Annotated in this window: 12 protein-coding genes; 3 read left to right on the top strand and 9 right to left on the bottom strand. The window is 73.6% G+C overall.

The window, feature by feature from the left end; genetic code table 11:
* Nucleotides 1-7: 7 nt before the first annotated feature.
* Nucleotides 8-871 (bottom strand): Fpg/Nei family DNA glycosylase, encoded by an 864-nt coding sequence (locus ACZ6EG_RS19400; RefSeq protein WP_391972316.1) that lies wholly within the window; start codon nt 869-871, stop codon nt 8-10.
* A 41-nt stretch (nt 872-912) separates the two neighbouring features.
* The gene (locus ACZ6EG_RS19395; RefSeq protein WP_391972317.1) at nt 913-3,003 is read right to left on the bottom strand and encodes a SpoIIE family protein phosphatase; all 2,091 of its coding nucleotides are present in this window, start codon (nt 3,001-3,003) and stop codon (nt 913-915) included.
* 119 nt (nt 3,004-3,122) lie between these two features.
* Here ACZ6EG_RS19395 and ACZ6EG_RS19390 point away from each other — a divergent pair, with 119 nt between their 5' ends.
* On the top strand, nt 3,123-4,541 hold the full coding sequence (locus ACZ6EG_RS19390) for a lipase maturation factor family protein (protein ID WP_391972318.1): 1,419 nt from the start codon (nt 3,123-3,125) through the stop codon (nt 4,539-4,541).
* A gap of 49 nt (nt 4,542-4,590) precedes the next feature.
* Here ACZ6EG_RS19390 and ACZ6EG_RS19385 read toward each other — a convergent pair whose 3' ends face one another.
* The gene (locus ACZ6EG_RS19385) at nt 4,591-7,614 is read right to left on the bottom strand and encodes an alpha-mannosidase (protein WP_469605988.1); all 3,024 of its coding nucleotides are present in this window, start codon (nt 7,612-7,614) and stop codon (nt 4,591-4,593) included.
* A 292-nt stretch (nt 7,615-7,906) separates the two neighbouring features.
* Between ACZ6EG_RS19385 and ACZ6EG_RS19380 the strand changes: the two genes are divergently transcribed.
* Complete coding sequence (locus ACZ6EG_RS19380; protein ID WP_469605986.1) at nt 7,907-9,262, top strand: amidase; 1,356 nt, start codon at nt 7,907-7,909, stop codon at nt 9,260-9,262.
* Between the two features lie 33 nt (nt 9,263-9,295).
* Here ACZ6EG_RS19380 and ACZ6EG_RS19375 read toward each other — a convergent pair whose 3' ends face one another.
* Together ACZ6EG_RS19375 and ACZ6EG_RS19370 are read right to left on the bottom strand one after the other, a co-directional pair.
* Nucleotides 9,296-9,775 carry a GNAT family N-acetyltransferase gene (locus ACZ6EG_RS19375; RefSeq protein ID WP_391972321.1) on the bottom strand — a complete coding sequence of 160 codons (480 nt, stop codon included), beginning with the start codon at nt 9,773-9,775 and terminating at the stop codon, nt 9,296-9,298.
* A gap of 54 nt (nt 9,776-9,829) precedes the next feature.
* Nucleotides 9,830-10,003 (bottom strand): hypothetical protein, encoded by a 174-nt coding sequence (locus tag ACZ6EG_RS19370; RefSeq protein WP_356605350.1) that lies wholly within the window; start codon nt 10,001-10,003, stop codon nt 9,830-9,832.
* Nucleotides 10,004-10,478: 475 nt separating this feature from the next.
* Here ACZ6EG_RS19370 and ACZ6EG_RS19365 point away from each other — a divergent pair, with 475 nt between their 5' ends.
* On the top strand, nt 10,479-10,922 hold the full coding sequence (locus ACZ6EG_RS19365) for a hypothetical protein (protein ID WP_391972322.1): 444 nt from the start codon (nt 10,479-10,481) through the stop codon (nt 10,920-10,922).
* Nucleotides 10,923-10,995: 73 nt separating this feature from the next.
* Here ACZ6EG_RS19365 and ACZ6EG_RS19360 read toward each other — a convergent pair whose 3' ends face one another.
* The 4 genes from ACZ6EG_RS19360 to glgA all read right to left on the bottom strand — a co-directional run bounded on the left by ACZ6EG_RS19360 (nt 10,996) and on the right by glgA (nt 16,661).
* Nucleotides 10,996-12,489, bottom strand: coding sequence for an SDR family NAD(P)-dependent oxidoreductase (locus ACZ6EG_RS19360; RefSeq protein ID WP_391972323.1), 1,494 nt, complete (start codon nt 12,487-12,489; stop codon nt 10,996-10,998).
* Nucleotides 12,490-12,592: 103 nt separating this feature from the next.
* Nucleotides 12,593-13,930 carry a wax ester/triacylglycerol synthase family O-acyltransferase gene (locus ACZ6EG_RS19355; RefSeq protein ID WP_469605980.1) on the bottom strand — a complete coding sequence of 446 codons (1,338 nt, stop codon included), beginning with the start codon at nt 13,928-13,930 and terminating at the stop codon, nt 12,593-12,595.
* 284 nt (nt 13,931-14,214) lie between these two features.
* The gene (gene glgC, locus ACZ6EG_RS19350; RefSeq protein WP_356605358.1) at nt 14,215-15,435 is read right to left on the bottom strand and encodes a glucose-1-phosphate adenylyltransferase; all 1,221 of its coding nucleotides are present in this window, start codon (nt 15,433-15,435) and stop codon (nt 14,215-14,217) included.
* 50 nt (nt 15,436-15,485) lie between these two features.
* Nucleotides 15,486-16,661, bottom strand: coding sequence for a glycogen synthase (glgA, locus tag ACZ6EG_RS19345; protein ID WP_391972364.1), 1,176 nt, complete (start codon nt 16,659-16,661; stop codon nt 15,486-15,488).
* Between the last annotated feature and the right edge of the window lie 328 nt (nt 16,662-16,989).

Raw genomic sequence — 16,989 nt, 5'->3', positions numbered from 1 at the left:
GGCCGCCCTACTTGAGCAGCCGGGACAGCCTCCGGTCCGCCAGCGGCTTGCCGCCGGTCTGGCAGGTCGGGCAGTACTGGAGCGAGGAGTCGCTGAAGGAGACCTCCCGGACGGTGTCGCCGCACACCGGACACGGCTCACCGGTGCGGCCGTGCACCCGCAGCCCGCTCCTCTTCTCGGCCTTCAGTCGGCCGGCCGCGACGCCCCGGGACCGCTCGACCGCCTCGGTGAGCGTGGTGCGCAGCGCCTCGTACAGCTGTGCGGTCTCCGCGTCGGTGAGGGAGGCGGCGAGCTTGAAGGGGGACATCTTCGCGGCGTGCAGGATCTCGTCGCTGTACGCGTTGCCCACCCCCGCGATCAGGCTCTGGTCGCGCAGGGCGCCCTTGAGCTGCCGGCGCTCACCGCCGAGGAGGGCGGCGAAGCGGGCCTCGTCGAAGTCGTCGGCGAGCGGGTCGGGGCCGAGTCGCGCCACCCCCGGCACCTGCTGGGGGTCGGCCACGACGTACACGGCGAGACGCTTCTGGGTGCCCGCCTCCGTCAGGTCGAACCCGGCGCCGGTGTCCAGGGCGACGCGCAGGGCCAGGGGGCCCTTGCCGGGGCGGGGCGGGCCGGTGGGGAGGCTGTCCTTCCACTGCAGCCACCCCGCGCGGGCCAGGTGGGTGACCAGATGCGGGCCGCCGCCGGTCTCGACGTCGAGGAACTTGCCGTACCGGTGCACGGCGGCCACCCGGTGACCCTCCAGAGCGGAGAGCGGAGGGTCGTACGTCTTCAGCACGCTGATCGCCACGGGCAGCACGCGGACGATCTCACGGTCGACGAGGTGCTCGTTCAGGAAGTCCCTGAGCGCCTCGACCTCGGGCAGTTCGGGCATACGTCAAGAGTGCCACCGGGGACCGACAGCGCCAGCGGGACTCAGCCCCGGCGGTGGGAGACGACGAACTCGGACCACACGCACTTGCCGCGCCCGCGGGCCTCCACGCCCCACTGGTCGGCGAGCGTCTCGACCAGGAGCAGCCCTCGTCCGGAGACCCCGGAGTCCCCGGCGTCGCGGCGGCGGGGCAGGGCGCTGGAGGAGTCCTCGACCTCGACCCGCAGCCGGCGGTCCGTCCCGGTGAGCAGCCGCAGGGTGACGATCGCGGAGCCCTCGGTGTGCATGAGGGCGTTGGTGACCAGTTCGTCGGCGACCAGTTCGATCTCGTCACTCTGCTGCCCGGCACCCCAGGCACGGACCGCGGCGCGGATCATGTGCCGGGCCTCGGTGAGGGCCTCGGGGTCGCCCGGAGACACGTGCTGCTGGAGCCGGCCGAAGGTCCGGGGCGTTCCCAGCCCGTGCCGGCGCAGCAGGAGCAGCGCCACGTCGTCGTCGCCGCGGCGCTCCTCGGCCACGTCGATGAGCCGGTCGGCCAGGTCCCCGACGTCCTGCGGACCGGAGGCCACCAGCGCCGTGAGCGCCTGTATCCCCTCGTCCACGTCGGCACCGGGCTCCTCGACCAGGCCGTCGGTGCACAGCAGCAGGGTGTACCCCGGGTCCAGCTCGACGGTGGAGACCGGGTAGGCGAGGCGCCCGAACTCGGCGGACAGGCCGAGCGGCAGGCCACCCTCGACGGGCACCCGGCGGCAGCTGCCGTCGCCCGCGCGCAGCAGCGGGTCGAGGTGCCCTGCGCGGACCACCTGGACCACGCCGGTGGCAAGGTCGGCCTCCGCGTACAGGCAGGTCGCGAAGCGGTCGGTGTCGAGTTCGTGGAGGAAGACCGAGGCCCGCGCCATCACGGTGGCCGGGGGGTGGCCCTCGGCGGCGTAGGCGCGCAGCACGATGCGCAGCTGGCCCATGACGGCGGCGGCGTGCGTGTCGTGGCCCTGGACGTCGCCGATGACGGCGCCCACGCGTCCGCCGGGCAGCGGGATCAGGTCGTACCAGTCGCCTCCGATGTCGCGGCCGAAGGCGCCGCCGATGGTGGCCGCGCGGTAGCGGACGGCGATGTCGCAGCCGGGCACGCTGGGGATGGTGCGCGGCAGCATGGCCTGCTGGAGTCCCTCGGCGAGGTCCATCTCCTGCTCGTAGAGCATGGCCCGCTGCAGGCTCTGCGCGATGCCGCTGCCGAGCGCGACCAGCACGTTGCGGTCCTCCGGGGAGAAGCCGCGCCGGTCGCTGTAGAGGAGCCCGATCGCGCCGATCGGCCGGGCCTGGGCGATCAGCGGCAGGTAGGCGGCCGCGGTGATGTCCAGGTGGGTGATGTGCTGCCACAGGAGGGGGTAGCGCTCCGCGAACTCCTCCGGCGACTCGATGAAGCGGGGGCTGAGGGTCCGTACGGCCTCGCTCATCGGGTACGGCTCGTCGATCCGGGTGACGCGGGTGCCGGGGACGAAGCTGTTGTCGGGGCCGTCGGCGACCAGCCGGATGCGGCCGGCCTCGACCAGGCCCATGACGAGGCTGGTGGCGCCGAGGCGGGTGAGGCCGTGGGTGTCGCGCAGGACCTCGATGACGTCGTCCACCGTGCGGGCGTGCGCGAGGGCGGCCGTGGCGAGCTGGACGACGTTGGTGAGGCGCCGGCGGGCCTCGTCCTGCGCGGCCTGCTCGCGGCGGGCCTCGATGTCGCCGACCTCCTGGGTGGCGTCGCGGACGATGCCGATGATGCGGCGGGGGCGGCCGGTCCCGTCCCGGCGGATGTACCCCTGGGTGCGGGTCCAGCGCAGGGTGCCGTCGCGCGTGCGCAGCCGGAAGTAGGTGCCGTAGTTCTCGCTGCCGTCCTTCATGGCCCGGGCGACGATGGCGTCCAGACGGCTGCCCTCGGCCGCGGGGACGCGGACCGCGAGGGACTCCGGCCGCCCGTCGTACTCGTCCGGGCGCAGATCGAACACCTCGTGGGCCTGGGCGTCCATGTGGAACAGTCCCGTGTCCAGGTCCCAGTCGAAGCTGCCCATGCGGTTGAGCGCCAGGATCGGGTCCGGGTGGGCGGGCCAGTCGTCCGGGAGTGACGAGGCACTCGCTCCCCGATCAACCATGGGCCCCACCTTGCCAGGGTTTGCCCGATTCTTCGACTCCTGTCCGCCGCCCGGGTCGTGGGAGGGGCCAACCGCCCACCGGGGTACACGGAGCGTGATCGTACGAGAGGAGCGCGGCCGTGGAGTGGTTCACCGCCCCCGACTACTGGCTGAGCAGGCTGGTCTTCCAGCGGGCCCTGGCCGTGATGTACCTGGTCGCCTTCCTGACCGCCGCCCTGCAGTTCCGTCCGCTGATCGGCGAGCGCGGCATGCTGCCCGTGCCCCGCTTCGTCGAGCGGGTGCCGTTCAGGCGGGCGCCCAGCCTGTTCCAGCTCCGCTACTCGGACCGCCTCTTCGCGTGCTGCGCCTGGGCGGGCTGCGCGGTGTCGGCGGCGCTGGTGGCGGGGCTGGACTCGCTGCTGCCGCTGTGGGGGGCGATGCTGCTGTGGCTGGTGCCGTGGGCGCTGTACCTGTCGGTCGTCAACGTCGGGCAGACCTGGTACTCCTTCGGCTGGGAGTCGCTGCTGCTGGAGACCGGCTTCCTCGCGGTGTTCCTCGGCAACGACGAGGTGGCGCCGCCGGTGCTGGTCCTGTTCCTGCTTAGCTGGCTGCTCTTCCGCGTGGAGTTCGGGGCGGGGCTGATCAAGATGCGCGGCGACGCGTGCTGGCGGAAGCTGACCTGCCTGGACCACCACCACGAGACCCAGCCTATGCCGGGGCCGCTGAGCTGGTTCTTCCACCGCCTCCCCCGGCCGCTGCACCGGGTGGAGGTGGCCGCGAACCACGTCACGCAGCTCGTGGTGCCCTTCCTGCTCTTCACGCCGCAGCCCGTCGCGACGGCCGCCGCGGCGCTGATGATCGTGACCCAGCTGTGGCTGGTGCTGTCGGGCAACTTCTCCTGGCTGAACTGGATCACCATCGTGCTGGCCCTCTCGGCGGTGCGGTTCCCGGCCGATCCGCCGTCCGTGTCCGCCGCGCCGCTCTGGTACGAGGTCGTGGTCCTCGCGGCCGCGGCCCTGCTGCTCTTCCTCAGCCACCGGCCCGTCCGCAACATGGTCTCCCGCCGCCAGGTGATGAACCGCTCCTTCGACCCGCTGCACCTGGTCAACACCTACGGCGCCTTCGGCACCGTCAGCCGGGTCCGCTACGAGGTGGTGATCGAGGGCACCTCCGACGAGGTGGCCCGGGAGGACGCGGACTGGCGGGAGTACGAGTTCAAGGGCAAGCCCGGGGATCCGCGGCGCTGGCCGCGCCAGTTCGCGCCGTACCATCTGCGGCTGGACTGGCTGATGTGGTTCGCCGCGCTGTCGCCCTCGTACGCCGGCCCCTGGTTCGGCGTCCTGGTGGAACGGCTGCTGGAGAACGACCGCGCGACGCTGAGGCTGCTGCGCCGCTCCCCGTTCCCGGCGGACGCGCCGCCCCGTTTCGTCCGCGCCCGGCTGTTCCGGTACCGGTACACGACGTGGCGCGAGCTGCGGGAGACGGGCGCCTGCTGGGAGCGGACGTACGTGCGGGAGTATCTGCCGCCGACCCGGCTGGCCGGGGCGCCACGGTCGTAGCGGCCCCCGGTCCGGCTCACCGGGGGCCGGTGGGCCGGACCGGCGCGCGCTACGCGCGGGCGATGCGCAGGGTCATCAGCTGGAACGGGCGCAGCCGTACGGTGATCCGCTCGCCGTCGGCCTCGACCGCGGGCGCCTCCTCGGCCCGCGGGCGCTCCAGCAGGTCGGTCACCGCCACCCGCGCGACCGGGAACCCGGCCGTCAGGGTGGCCCTGGCCCGGCCGCCGTGGGCCTCGTGGAAGCGGATCACCACGTCCCCGCTGCCGTCGTCGGCCAGCTTGACGGCGGTGACCACGACCGCCTCGTGGTCGACCGTCACCAGTGGCGCCACCTCGCCCGCGCCGGTCAGCCGCCGTTCGGGCAGGTTGATCCGCCAGCCCTCGCGCACGGCGTCGCCGATGTCCGCGCCCGGCACCAGCGCGTGCCGGAAGCGGTGCACGCCCTGGTCGGTCTCCGGGTCGGGGAAGCGCGGGGCCCGCAGCAGCGACACCCGCACGGTGGTGGTCGTACCCGCGTCGCCACCGGTGCGGACGGTGCGGGTCACGTCGTGGCCGTACGTCGAGTCGTTGACGACCGCCACGCCCCAGCCGGGCTCCTCCAGGTGGACGAAGCGGTGGTTGCACGCCTCGAACCTGGCCGCCTCCCAACTGGTGTTGGTGTGGGTGGGCCGGTGGAAGTGCCCGAACTGGGTCTCCGACGCGTACCGTTCGGCATGCAGGTCGAGCGGGAAGCCGAGCTTGAGGAACTTCTCCGTCTCGTGCCAGTCGACCTCGGTCTCCACCTCCAGTCGCCGCTCCCCGGGCGCGAGCCTCAGTGTCTGGGTGACGCGGGAGGAGCCGAAGCCGCGGACGACCCGTACCGAGGCGCCGTCGTCGCCGGGTGCCAGCTCGTCGGCGTCGGTCAGGTCGGTGACGGTGTTGCGGTAGAACGCGTCGACGTCCCAGGCGTCCCACTTGTTCGGCAGATCGGGGTGCAGCTGGAGGAGGTTGCCCGCCCCGCCCGGCGCGATCGTCTCGCGGTCGGCGGCGAGGTCGTACACCGACACGACCAGGCCGCGGCCGTCGATCCCGACCCGCAGCAGCCCGTTGTCCAGGACGTGGCCGCCCCCGGGGCGCGGGGTGAGGGCGGTGCGGCCCGCGGAAACGGGGGCGGCGGCGGCGCCGGCCGGGACGCCGGTGCGGGGGTGGGGGGCGGCGTTGAAGACGAGCGGGGTGTCGCCCTCACCGGCCAGGGCGCGTTGGGCGGCGTCGATGATGCCGTTCAGCTCCCCGGCGACGCGGTCGTACGTGGCGCGCGCCTCGCGGTGCACCCAGGCGATGGAGGAGCCGGGCAGGATGTCGTGGAACTGGTGGAGCAGGACGGTCTTCCAGATCCGGTCCAGGTCGTCGTGGGGGTAGGCGAATCCGGTGCGCACCGCGGCCGTGGCCGCCCACAGCTCGGCCTCCCGCAGCAGGTGCTCGCTCCGTCGGTTGCCCTGTTTGGTCCGGGCCTGGCTGGTGAGGGTGGCGCGGTGCAGTTCCAGGTACAGCTCGCCGACCCAGACCGGCGGCTCGGGGTTCTCGGCCTCGGCCTTGGCGAAGAAGGCCCGCGGGGTCTCCCAGGTGACGGTCGCCGACCCTTCGAGGTCGCGCAGCCGGGCCGCCCTGGCGACCATCTCGCGGGTGGTGCCGCCGCCGCCGTCGCCCCAGCCGGTGGGGGCGAGGGAGTGCCGGGCCACGCCCTTGTCCCTGAAGTTGCGGGCCGCGTGGGCGATTTCGTCGCCCCGCATGGAGCAGTTGTAGGTGTCGACGGGCGGGAAGTGGGTGAAGATCCGGGTGCCGTCGATGCCCTCCCAACGGAAGGTGTGGTGCGGGAACCGGTTCGTCTGCGACCAGGAGATCTTCTGCGTCAGCAGGTACTTGGCGCCGGCCTCCCTGATGATCTGCGGCAGGCCGGCGGCGAAGCCGAAGGTGTCGGGCAGCCAGGCCTCGTCGTTCTCGACGCCGAACTCGTCGAGGAAGAAGCGCTTGCCGTGCACGAACTGCCGGGCCATCGCCTCGGAGCCCGGCATGTTGGTGTCCGACTCCACCCACATGCCGCCGGCCGGCACGAACCGGCCGTCGGCCACGGCCTTCTTCACCCGCGCCCACACCTCGGGCCGGTGGTCGCGCACCCACGCCCACTGCTGGGCCTGCGACATGGCGAAGACGAAGTCCGGCTCGTCCTCCAGCAGGGCGGTCATGTTGGACGTCGTGCGCGCGACCTTGCGGACGGTCTCGCGCAGCGGCCACAGCCACGCCGAGTCGATGTGGGCGTGACCGACGGCGCTGATGCGGTGCGCGGACGCGGCGGCGGGGGCGGAGAGGACGCCGGTGAGGCGGGAACGGGCCGCCTCCGCCGTGCCGTTGACGTCCTGGAGGTCGACCGCGTCCAGCGCCCCGTCCAGGGCGCGGAGGATCTCCCAGCGGCGGGGCGAGTCCACCGGCAACTCGGCCATCAGCTCGCCCAGCACCTCCAGGTCGAGCACCAGGTTCCACACCGTCTCGTCGAGGACGGCGAGGTCCATGCGGGCGAGGGTGTACAGCGGTGCGTCACCGGCGGTCTCCTTGTCCCCGAGCGGCGTGGGCACGAAGGGGCGGGGGCCGAAGATGACGGGGTTGGACGCCGCCTCGACGTGCAGGCGGACTTCCTCGCCGCCCTGGGCGGGGGCGGCGACGCGCACCCACTGGTTGCGCGGGTTGAGGCCCTTCACCGGGGTGCCGTCGGGCCGGTAGACCAGGCCCTCGCACTGGAAGCCGGGCATGCTCTCGTCGAAGCCGAGGTCGAGGATCGCCTCGACGGTCCGGCCGGCCCACTCCTCGGGCACGGTCCCGGTGACGCGGAACCAGCTGGTGCCCCAGGGGGCGCCCCAGCGGGCGCCCACCTCGACGGGTTCGGGGTCGGCCGCGAGTCCCTCGGCGACCGGCACGGGCTCGCCGGGCGCGTGCCACACGGCGACGTCGAGCGGCACGGACTCGGGGTACACGGCGGGGCGGATGCGCTCGTCGAGGACGCGCTCGAGGCGGGCTTCGACCAGGCTGCGGTCGTCATGCATGCGGGGTCCTCCGTGGTCGGGGGCGGGTGTCGGGGCGGCCCGCGGCGGGCGGGGCGGCTCGGAAGTCGGCGGGGCGGCTCGGGAGTCGGCGGTTCAGCGTCGGTGGGTCGCGGTCACTGGGGCGGACGTGGTGTACAGCTCCCCCACCGCGCGTCCCGCGAACCGTGCGCGTCCGCCTCTCGACGCGGCGGCGTCCGGGCGGGCAGAGTGCTCACGTACTCGTCAGTAGTCCCGTTTCCGGTGAGTGCCCTCTCCGGTAAGCCACCTTTCCGCACCCCGAGGAGCCCCTTCCGTGACCAGTTGGGCCGGCCGGACCGCCGCCGACATCGCCGCCGCCGTCCGCGAGGGGCGCGTCACGCCCCGCGAGGTGGTGGCGGCGCACCTCGCCCGGATCGAGCGGCTGGACGGCCGCGTCGGTGCCTTCCGCACGGTCCGGGCCGAAGCGGCGCTCGACGAGGCCGACGAGGTGGGCGCCCGGAGCGGCCTGGCCGAACTCCCGCTGGCCGGCGTGCCGGTGGCGGTCAAGGACAATCTCGCGGTGCGCGGCGAGTCGAAGCGCGTCGGTTCCGCCGCGACGCCGGACACGCCCGCCGGGGCGGACCACGTCACCGTGGCCCGGTTGCGGGCGGCCGGCGCGGTGGTGGTGGGCCTCACCAACGTGCCCGAACTGTGCGTGTTCGGCACCACCGAGGGCGTGCACGGCACGTCCCGCAACCCGTGGGACCCGGTCCGCTCCGCAGGAGGTTCCTCGGGCGGCAGTGCCGCCGCGGTCGCCGCGGGTCTGGTGCCGCTGGCGCTCGGCAACGACGGCATGGGTTCGCTGCGCATCCCGGCGGCCAACTGCGGCCTGGTCACCGTCAAGCCGGGCCACGGGGTGGTACCGGCCGGCATCGGCGAGGGCGACTGGTTCGGCATGTCTGAGAACGGACCGCTGGCCACGACGGTCGAGGACGCACGCCTGATGCTGGCGGTCCTCGCGGGCGACCGCGCGGACGGCGGGCCGGCGCGGCGCGCGGACTCCGGCTCCCTCCGCATCGCGGTCTCCCCGCGCAGTCCCCTGGCCGGCGTCCCCGTCTCCCGCCCGTACGCGAACGCCGTCCGCGAGGCGGCCGAACTGCTCATGAAGGCGGGTCACCAGGTGCGCCGGGCCGACCCGCCCTACCCCGCCTCGCTGGGCCTGACCGCCCTGGTCCACTGGACGGCGGGCACGGCGGTGGACGCACGCGGCCTGGACCGGCGCCGGCTGGCCCGGCGGACCCGGGTGCACGCGGCCGTCGGGCGGGCCTTCGTGCACACGGCCGCCACCGGCCGGGGGCGCGAGGCGCTCCGCGCCCGCCTGGAGCCGTTCTTCGACGCGCACGACGTCCTGCTCACCCCGGCACTGGCCCGCCGCTCCCCCGCGGCCGCGCCCTGGCACGAGCGGGGCTGGCTGCGCAACATCGTGGCCGACACGGCCTACTCGCCCTTCACTCCGCCGTGGAACCTGACCGGCTGGCCCGCGATGGCGCTACCGGTCGGCACCCTGCCCTCGGGCGCCCCCTGCGCCGTGCAGTTGGTGGGGCGACCGGGTTCGGAGGCGGCGCTGCTGGAGCTGGCGGAGCGGATCGAGGCACTGCGCCCCTGGCGTCGCACGGCGCCGCTGGACTGAGCGCCCCGCCCGGCGCGGTCGGCGGGTTGCCCGTCAGAGGGCGCGGTACATGATGTGCAGGCCGACGCGCCCGTGCCGCGGGTGGTCGAAGGCGTCCGGCACCGTACCCAGGACGGTGAAGCCGAGGGAGGTCCACAGGCGTACGGCGGGGTTGGTCTCGACGACGGCGTTGAAGACCATGCCCCGGTACCCCTGGTCGGCGGCGGCGGCCAGGACGTGTTCGGCGAGGGCCCGTCCGGTGCCGCGGCCGGCCCGGTCGGGGTCGACCATGAAGCCGGCGTTGGCGATGCCCGCGGCGGGCCCGCCGTAGTTGGGGGTCACGTAGGCGGAGGCGACGACGGTGCCCTCGTCCTCGACGACGTAGACGCGTTTGGCGGGGTGGGTCCACAGGGCCCGGGCGTCCTCCTCGGACGTGTCCGGGTCCCAGGCGTAGGTCTCGCCGGCCGCGACGATGCGGTGCCAGATGGGCCAGATGTGCGGCCAGTCACCGGCCGTCGCTTCCCTGATCAGCATGGGCGCGAGTCTCGCACGCCCCTGCCTGCGGCGAATCCCGCGGGTCGCGCGTGGTCAGTCCACGCTGGGCAGGATGTGCGGCTCGGCGAGGTCCTCCTCGTAGCCCGCGAGGCGGATGGGGGCGGACCGGGCCCACACGTCGAGGCTGCCGATCTCTCCTGGCCGGCGGCCCCCGCGCTCGATGCGTTCCTTGGGGCGTTGCTCTGGATTCGTCGTCTCCGGTGTCACCGCGCACTCCTTATGTGTCGGGTCACCCTAGGGGCCTGTCGGCCGAGTCTGCTGTCCGGCACCAGACGCCCGCTGGGGTTTCAGTCGCATGCAGTTCGGACGCGGTGGCGCCGGTAACTCGGGCGAGAGCAGGCCGTTGTGAACCGGCTTGTCCCAAGACGGACATCGGGTGGGGGTGGAGCCCTGTGCTGTCGTCCGTCCGCTTTAGATTAACCAAATGAGCGGGGGCGCGCTCTATGGGGCCCAAAACATGGGGGAACCATTGCCCTTCACATCCTGCCCAGTTGGCCCGAGTATGCCGGTATGGACCCGTTTGCGCACCACAGGTGACTCACCCGTTCGGCCGATGCGGCCGACCGCTTCTTCGATTGCCGCCGACGGCCGGGGCGCACAGTTAAGTCGCCGTTGGCTGCGGCGCAAGACGGCCATGGTCTGCTGTCGGTCGGCAACGGCTGTCTCGTGGGAGGACCGAGGCATGGAACCGCGCAGCGTCGAGGAGCTGATGGACCTGCTGTACGCCTGCCGCGGCGAGGGGACCCTCGCGGAACGCGGCGGCGGGCGGGTGGACCCGCACGAGCACGCGCTGCGCACCGCCGCGCTGCTGCGCCGGCGGCGCCCCGCCGACAAGGAACTCCAGGTGGCCGGTCTGGTGGCACCCGTGGGCCGGCTGCTGTGGTCCGGCGACCCCGCCGGCCGGACCGCCGACGCGGTACGGCCGCTGCTCGGCGCGCGCGTCGCCCGGCTGCTGCGCCGTCACGCCCAGGCCGACGCCTGGGCCCACGACGACGATGCGGTCAGCCTGCGGCAGGCAGCCGAGGAGGCCCGCACCAGCGTGTTCGACGCCGGGGTGCTGGAGGACTGGCGCACGGTGCTGGAGCTGACGGCGGCACGGCACGCGCGGCTGGGGGCCGTCGACTGACCCGGACCTTCCGGATCAGGACGGCGCCCCGCCGACCGGCCGACGGGGCACGGCTGTTGGTCCGCCGGGACCGTCACCACTTGCCGGGCGCGTAGTCCTTGAGGAAGACGCCGTACAGGTCCTCGCCCGCCTCGCCGCGCACGATCGGGTCGTAGACGCGGGCGGCGCCGTCCACCAGGTCGAGCGGGGCGTGGAAGCCGGCCTCGGCCAGGCGCAGCTTGTCGAAGTGCGGACGCTCGTCGGTGATCCAGCCGGTGTCGACCGAGGTCATCAGGATGCCGTCGGTGTCGAACATCTCCTGGGCGCTGGTCCGCGTGACCATGTTCATGGCCGCCTTGGCCGCGTTGGTGTTCGGGTGGCCCGCCCCCTTGTAGCCGCGGGCGAAGACGCCCTCCATCGCGGAGACGTTGACGACGTAGGCACGCTTGGCGGTCGCCCGGCGCGCGGCCTCGGCCATCGCGGGACGCAGGGCGCTGATGAGGATGAACGGCGAGGTGTAGTTGCACAGCTGGGTCTCCAGCAGCTCCACCGGGGAGATCTGCTCGATGGTCTGGACCCAGGTGTTGGTGTCGACGACGTCGGGGACCAGGCCGCCCGCGTCGATGGCGGTGCCGTCGCGGTGCCGGACCACGCTGGCGTTGCCGGCGACCAGGGCGAGGTCGGCCACCTTCTGCGCGTCGAGCCCCGAGACGCCGACGGGCAGCGCCGTCAGCCCGTCCACCGCTCCGGAGTTGAAGGCGCCGATGACGTGGTGGGAGGGCAGCTCACCGGCGGGCAGCGGGGCGCTCTCGCCCTCGACGAGCGCGGCGTACGCGGAGGGCAGGCGGCGTACGGTCTGGGTGGCGTTGTTGATCAGGATGTCGAGCGGACCCTGCTCGGTGACCTGGTCGGCCAGCGCCACGGCCTGGGCGGGGTCGCGCAGGTCGATGCCGACGACCTCCAGGCGGTGGATCCAGTCCGCGGAGTCGTCCATGGCCTTGAAGCGGCGGATGGCGTCCTTGGGGAAGCGTGTCGTGATCGTGGTGTGCGCCCCGTCGCGCAGCAGCCTGAGCGCGATGTACATGCCGATCTTGGCCCGGCCGCCGGTGAGCAGCGCCCGCTTGCCGGTGAGATCGGCGCGGGCGTCGCGGCGGGCCCGGTTCTCGGCGGCGCAGCTCTGGCAGAGCTGGTGGTAGAAGTAGTCGACCTCGATGTAGCGCTGCTTGCAGATGTAGCAGGAGCGGGGGCGCTGGAGTATCCCCGCGATCCTGCCCTCCTCGGTGCGGGAGGAGGGCAGGATGCCTTCGGTCTCGTCGTCGATGCGTTCGGCGGAGCCGGTGGCGGTGGCCTCGGTGACGGCCTTGTCGTGGGCGGTCTTGGCGGCGCGGCGCTCCTGGCGGCGGCGCTGCTTGACCATCCGGTAGATGTGCGAGGTCGCCCGGCGGACCCGGACGGCGTCCGGGTGGTCGACGTCGAGTCCGTCGAGCTCCTCCAGCACGCTCAGGCAGACGGCGAGCCGCTCCGGGTCGATGCCCGGGCCGTACACCACCTCGTCCGTGGTCGCCGTGCCGTCCTGTGTCACCGTCATCGCCGCTGCCGTTCCTGATCACCGTCGCGGCGCTCCGACTCGCGCCCGCTTTCGAACGGCGGATTTTACTTCAGCGGCGGGCCGGGACGCCAAACGCGCCGGGTCAGGGACCGCAGGCCGTGAGCAGCGTCTCCACCTCCCGGGAGAGGGCCAGGGCGAAGCGGTCCAGGTCCGGCACGGCCTTCGCGTCGGCGACCAGGCCGTAGTGCACCTGCCCGCGGTACGTGGAGACGGCCACCGCCAGGGAGTGGCCCCGGGCCAGCGGCGCCAGCGGGTAGACCTCGGTGAGCGGATGGCCGCCGAGCCGCAGGCCCAGGCTGGGCAGGGGCACGCTGGTGACCAGGATGTCGAACCAGAGCCGGGCCGCCTGGCCGACCAGGGGCCCGCCGAGCCGGTGTCCGAGCGCGGGCACGTGGTCGGCGAGCAGGGCGACGGCACCGGCTCCGCGGCCCGGCCCGGCGTCCTTGTTGCGGCCCATGGCGGTGCGCACCGCGGCGAGCCGGGAGAGCGGGTCCGGATCGCCGACCGGCAGCCGGGTCAGGTATCCGGAGAGCCGGTTGCCCTGCGGATGGGCGGTACGCGGCCGGCGTTTGGAGACGGGGATCAGGGCGCGGGGCGCGACGCCCTCGCTGCCGTCGCCGCGCTCGTCCAGCCAGCTGCGCAGGGCGCCCGCGACGACCGCGATCAGAACGTCGTTGACCGTGCCGCCGGCGGTCTTGCGCACCCGGTGCACGTCGTCGAGGTCGACGGCGACACCCGCGGTGCGGCGGGTTCCGGAGGACGCGGCGGTGAGCGCGGCCGAGGAGCGCACGTCGAGGGTGGACAGGGCGGCGGCGGCGCCGATGTCGAGGGCCCGGCCGGCGTCGGACAGGGCGTCGCGCACCCGCTCCGGCAGTCGGCGCACGTCCGGCAGGAGTCTTCGGGCGGGCTCCTCGGGGCGCGGGCGCGGCGCGGGCAGGTCCATCGGGTCGAGGACCCCCGCGGCGAGGGTCAGCGCCCGCAGGCCGTCGGCCAGGGCGTGGTGGAACTTGAAGAGCACGGCGAAGGAGTCGCCGTCCGCACCCGGCAGCACATGCGCCTCCCACGGCGGCCGGCCGCGCTCCAGGGGGCGCTCCATGAGGCGGCCGGCCCGGGCGTGGAAGTCCGTCGTCGGGGGGTGCAGCCGCACGTGGTCGAGCGGGTCGAAGCCGGGGGCGGGCTCCCGGGTCGCGCCGCCGAACGAGAAGGGCGTCCCCAGGGCCGGCGGCTGCCAGGTGTCCCGGATGCGCATCCGCAGGCCGGGCACGCCGGGGGCGCGGGCCGCGAGCAGGTCCGCCGCGTGGGCGCCCGCGGTCGGCGAACCGGCCGCGAAGACGCCGAGCGCGCCGAGGTGCATGGGGTGCTCGGCGGAATCGATGTTCCAGAACGCCAGGTCGAGAGGAGCGAGCGGATCGGAAGTCAAGGGTGGGCCTCGCAGGGACGACGGATGGACAAGCAGTCAAACGCCCCGCGTCGATTACGGTCAAGTACGATCAAGCTACGCACAGTTAACATCAGGTTAAAGTCCCGCCCCCGTGACCGGGCCACGAGTGCGGTGCCCCATGGGGCCGCGGCGCCCGGAGCGGTGGGGACGGCGCCGCACGCCCCGGCGCGCGCCACCCGGACGGGTGCGGGCCGACCGTGCGGGCCGACGGCCGCCGGCCCCCGGACGGTGCCTCGTCCGCCCGCCGGCCGCGCTCCCGGCCGTCACGGCACCCGCTGCCCCTTGCCGAGCGCGATCACGCCGCCCTTGGAGACCGTGTACAGCTCCGAGTCCCGCTCCGGGTTGACGCCGATCGTCGCGCCCGGCGGCACTTCGACGTTCTTGTCCAGCACCGCCCCGCGCACCACCGCGCCCCGGCCGATGTGCACGTTGTCGTGCAGCACGGAACCCTGTACGACGGCCCCCGGGTCGATCACCACGCCCGGTGACAGCACGGACCGGGTGACCTGCCCGCGGATCAGGCACCCCGCGCTGATGATCGACTCACTGGCCATGCCGCCGGCGTTGAACCGGGCCGGGGAGAGCTGGGTGGAGTGGGTGTAGACCGGCCAGTCGCGGTTGTAGAGGTTGAAAGCGGGGCGCTCCGCGATCAGGTCCATGTGGGCGTCGTAGTAGGCGTCGAGCGTGCCGACGTCCCGCCAGTACCCCTGGTCGCGGGAGGTCTCCCCCGGTACGTGGTTGTCGCTGAAGTCGTACAGGGCGGCCTCACCGCGGTCGGTGAGCTGGGGCAGGATCGAGCCGCCCATGTCGTGCACGGAGTTCTCGTCCTCGGCGTCCCGGTGCAGGGCCTCGATGAGCGCCTTGGTGGTGAAGACGTAGTTGCCCATCGAGGCGAAGACGCACCCGGGGTCGTCGGGCAGCCCCGGCGGGTCGGCGGGCTTCTCCAGGAACCCGGTGACGGTCCGGCCGTCGGAGCCCGGCGTGATCACTCCGAACGAGGACGACTCGCCGCGCGGCACCCGGATGCCGGCCACGGTCACGCCCGCGCCGGACTCGATGTGCTGGGTCAGCATCTGGCGCGGGTCCATCCGGTACACGTGGTCGGCGCCGAAGACGGCCACGTAGTCGGGCTGTTCGTCGTGCACCAGGTTCAGGGACTGGAGGATCGCGTCGGCGCTGCCCAGGTACCAGCGCGGGCCCAGCCGCTGCTGGGCCGGGACGGGGGTGACGTAGTTGCCGAGCAGGCTGGACATCCGCCAGGTGGTGGTGATGTGCCGGTCCAGCGAGTGCGACTTGTACTGGGTGAGGACGCAGATCCGCAGGATGTCGCCGTTGACCAGGTTGGACAGCACGAAGTCGACCAGCCGGTACGTGCCGCCGAACGTGACCGCGGGTTTGGCGCGGTCCGCGGTCAGGGGCATCAGTCGTTTGCCCTCTCCGCCCGCCAGCACGATGCCGAGCACCGAAGGACCTCCACGACGCATGGCCGCTCCCCTCACCCTCGTTCACCCTCGGCTGCCCCGGCCGGGGCGGCCTAAGCCTGTTTGAGGATCTCCTCGTAGAGCCGCACGGTGCGACGGGCGACCGCGTCCCAGCCGAACTCGTCCACCGCGCGCCGCCGACCCGCCTCGCCCATCCGCCGGGCGCTCTCGGGGTCGCCGAGGACGGAGTCCAGCGCCCGCGCGAGGCCCGCCTCGAAGTCGGCGTCCCGGTCCCCGCTCACGCCGCCGTCCTTGGGGACGAGCAGCCCCGTCTCGCCGTCCGCCACGACCTCGGGGATGCCGCCGACCCGGGAGGCCACGACGGGCGTTCCGCAGGCCATCGCCTCCAGGTTGACGATGCCGAGCGGCTCGTACACGGAGGGGCAGACGAAGACGGCGGCATGGGTCAGCAGCTGGATCACCTCACGGCGCGGCAGCATGCTCGGGATCCAGTACACGCCCTCGCGGGCGCGGCTCAGCCCGGCGAAGAGGTCCCGGAACTCCCGGTCGATCTCGGGGGTGTCCGGGGCGCCGGCGCAGAGCACGACCTGAGCGGCCGGGTCGATGTCCCGCACGGCGCGCAGCAGGTGGGGCACGCCCTTCTGGCGGGTGATGCGGCCGACGAACAGGACGTACGGGCGGGAGCGGTCCAGGCCCGTCCGGTCCAGGGCGTCGGTGCCGGGGTCGGGGCGGTACAGGGCGGTGTCGATGCCGTTGTGCACGACGTGGACGCGGCCGGGATCGAGCGCCGGGTAGCAGGCCAGGATGTCCTCGCGCATCGCTCCGGACACGGCCACGACCGCGTCGGCCGCCTCGACCGCGGTGCGCTCGGCCCAGCCGGACAGGGCGTAGCCACCGCCGAGCTGCTCGGCCTTCCAGGGGCGCAGGGGCTCCAGGGAATGGGCGGTCACCACGTGCGGGATGCCGTACAGCAGCTTGGCGAGGTGGCCGCCGAGATTGGCGTACCAGGTGTGGGAGTGGACCAGTTCGCGGCCTTCGAGGGCGGCGGCCATGGCGAGGTCCACGGAGAAGGTGCGCAGCGCGTCGTTGGCTCCGTCGAGCGCGGACCAGGGACGGTGGCGCAGCACCCCGTCGGCACGGCCCTCACCCCAGCAGTGCACGTCCAGGTCGACGAGGCGCGCGAGCTCCCGCGCGAGGAACTCCACATGGACGCCCGCGCCGCCGTACACGTCCGGCGGGTACTCGCGGGTCAGCAGTCCCACACGCACCCGGAACCTCCCGTGCTCGTCGGCTGGTCCCTTCATGGTCACTCAGACGGGGCGCGTGGGGAAGAGCGCGGGGGCTGCGAAGATCGGGGAGGGCGGGGATCGCGAGGGGGACCGGGATCGCGGGGAGAGGGTGCGGCGCGGGCGGGCCGGGACGGGCCGGGGGTCGGTGGTACAGACAGCAGCCGGCCGCCGAGCGGGCGCAGTACCGTCAGGGCCCCTAGGGGGCGTTGGTCAGGGGCCGGACCGCGAGTCGCCCACCCTGGGGAGGACGGCACCGCCCTCGTACTCCATCGGCAGTAGGACTCAATGAGTGCTCAGGGACGACGAC

Source organism: Streptomyces sp. NPDC041968, from assembly GCF_055589025.1.
The sequence above is the reverse complement of the archived record's forward strand: the minus strand, read 5'-3'. Positions and strand labels throughout refer to the sequence as shown.

What these genes read in the sequence shown, in the direction of transcription:
- ACZ6EG_RS19395 (WP_391972317.1), bottom strand. Translation starts at nt 3,003, where the DNA reads ATGGTTGATCGGGGAGCGAGTGCCTCGTCACTCCCGGACGACTGGCCC.
- glgC (WP_356605358.1), bottom strand. Translation starts at nt 15,435, where the DNA reads ATGCGTCGTGGAGGTCCTTCGGTGCTCGGCATCGTGCTGGCGGGCGGA.
- ACZ6EG_RS19360 (WP_391972323.1), bottom strand. Translation starts at nt 12,489, where the DNA reads ATGACGGTGACACAGGACGGCACGGCGACCACGGACGAGGTGGTGTAC.
- ACZ6EG_RS19365 (WP_391972322.1), top strand. Translation starts at nt 10,479, where the DNA reads ATGGAACCGCGCAGCGTCGAGGAGCTGATGGACCTGCTGTACGCCTGC.
- ACZ6EG_RS19400 (WP_391972316.1), bottom strand. Translation starts at nt 871, where the DNA reads ATGCCCGAACTGCCCGAGGTCGAGGCGCTCAGGGACTTCCTGAACGAG.
- ACZ6EG_RS19375 (WP_391972321.1), bottom strand. Translation starts at nt 9,775, where the DNA reads ATGCTGATCAGGGAAGCGACGGCCGGTGACTGGCCGCACATCTGGCCC.
- ACZ6EG_RS19385 (WP_469605988.1), bottom strand. Translation starts at nt 7,614, where the DNA reads ATGCATGACGACCGCAGCCTGGTCGAAGCCCGCCTCGAGCGCGTCCTC.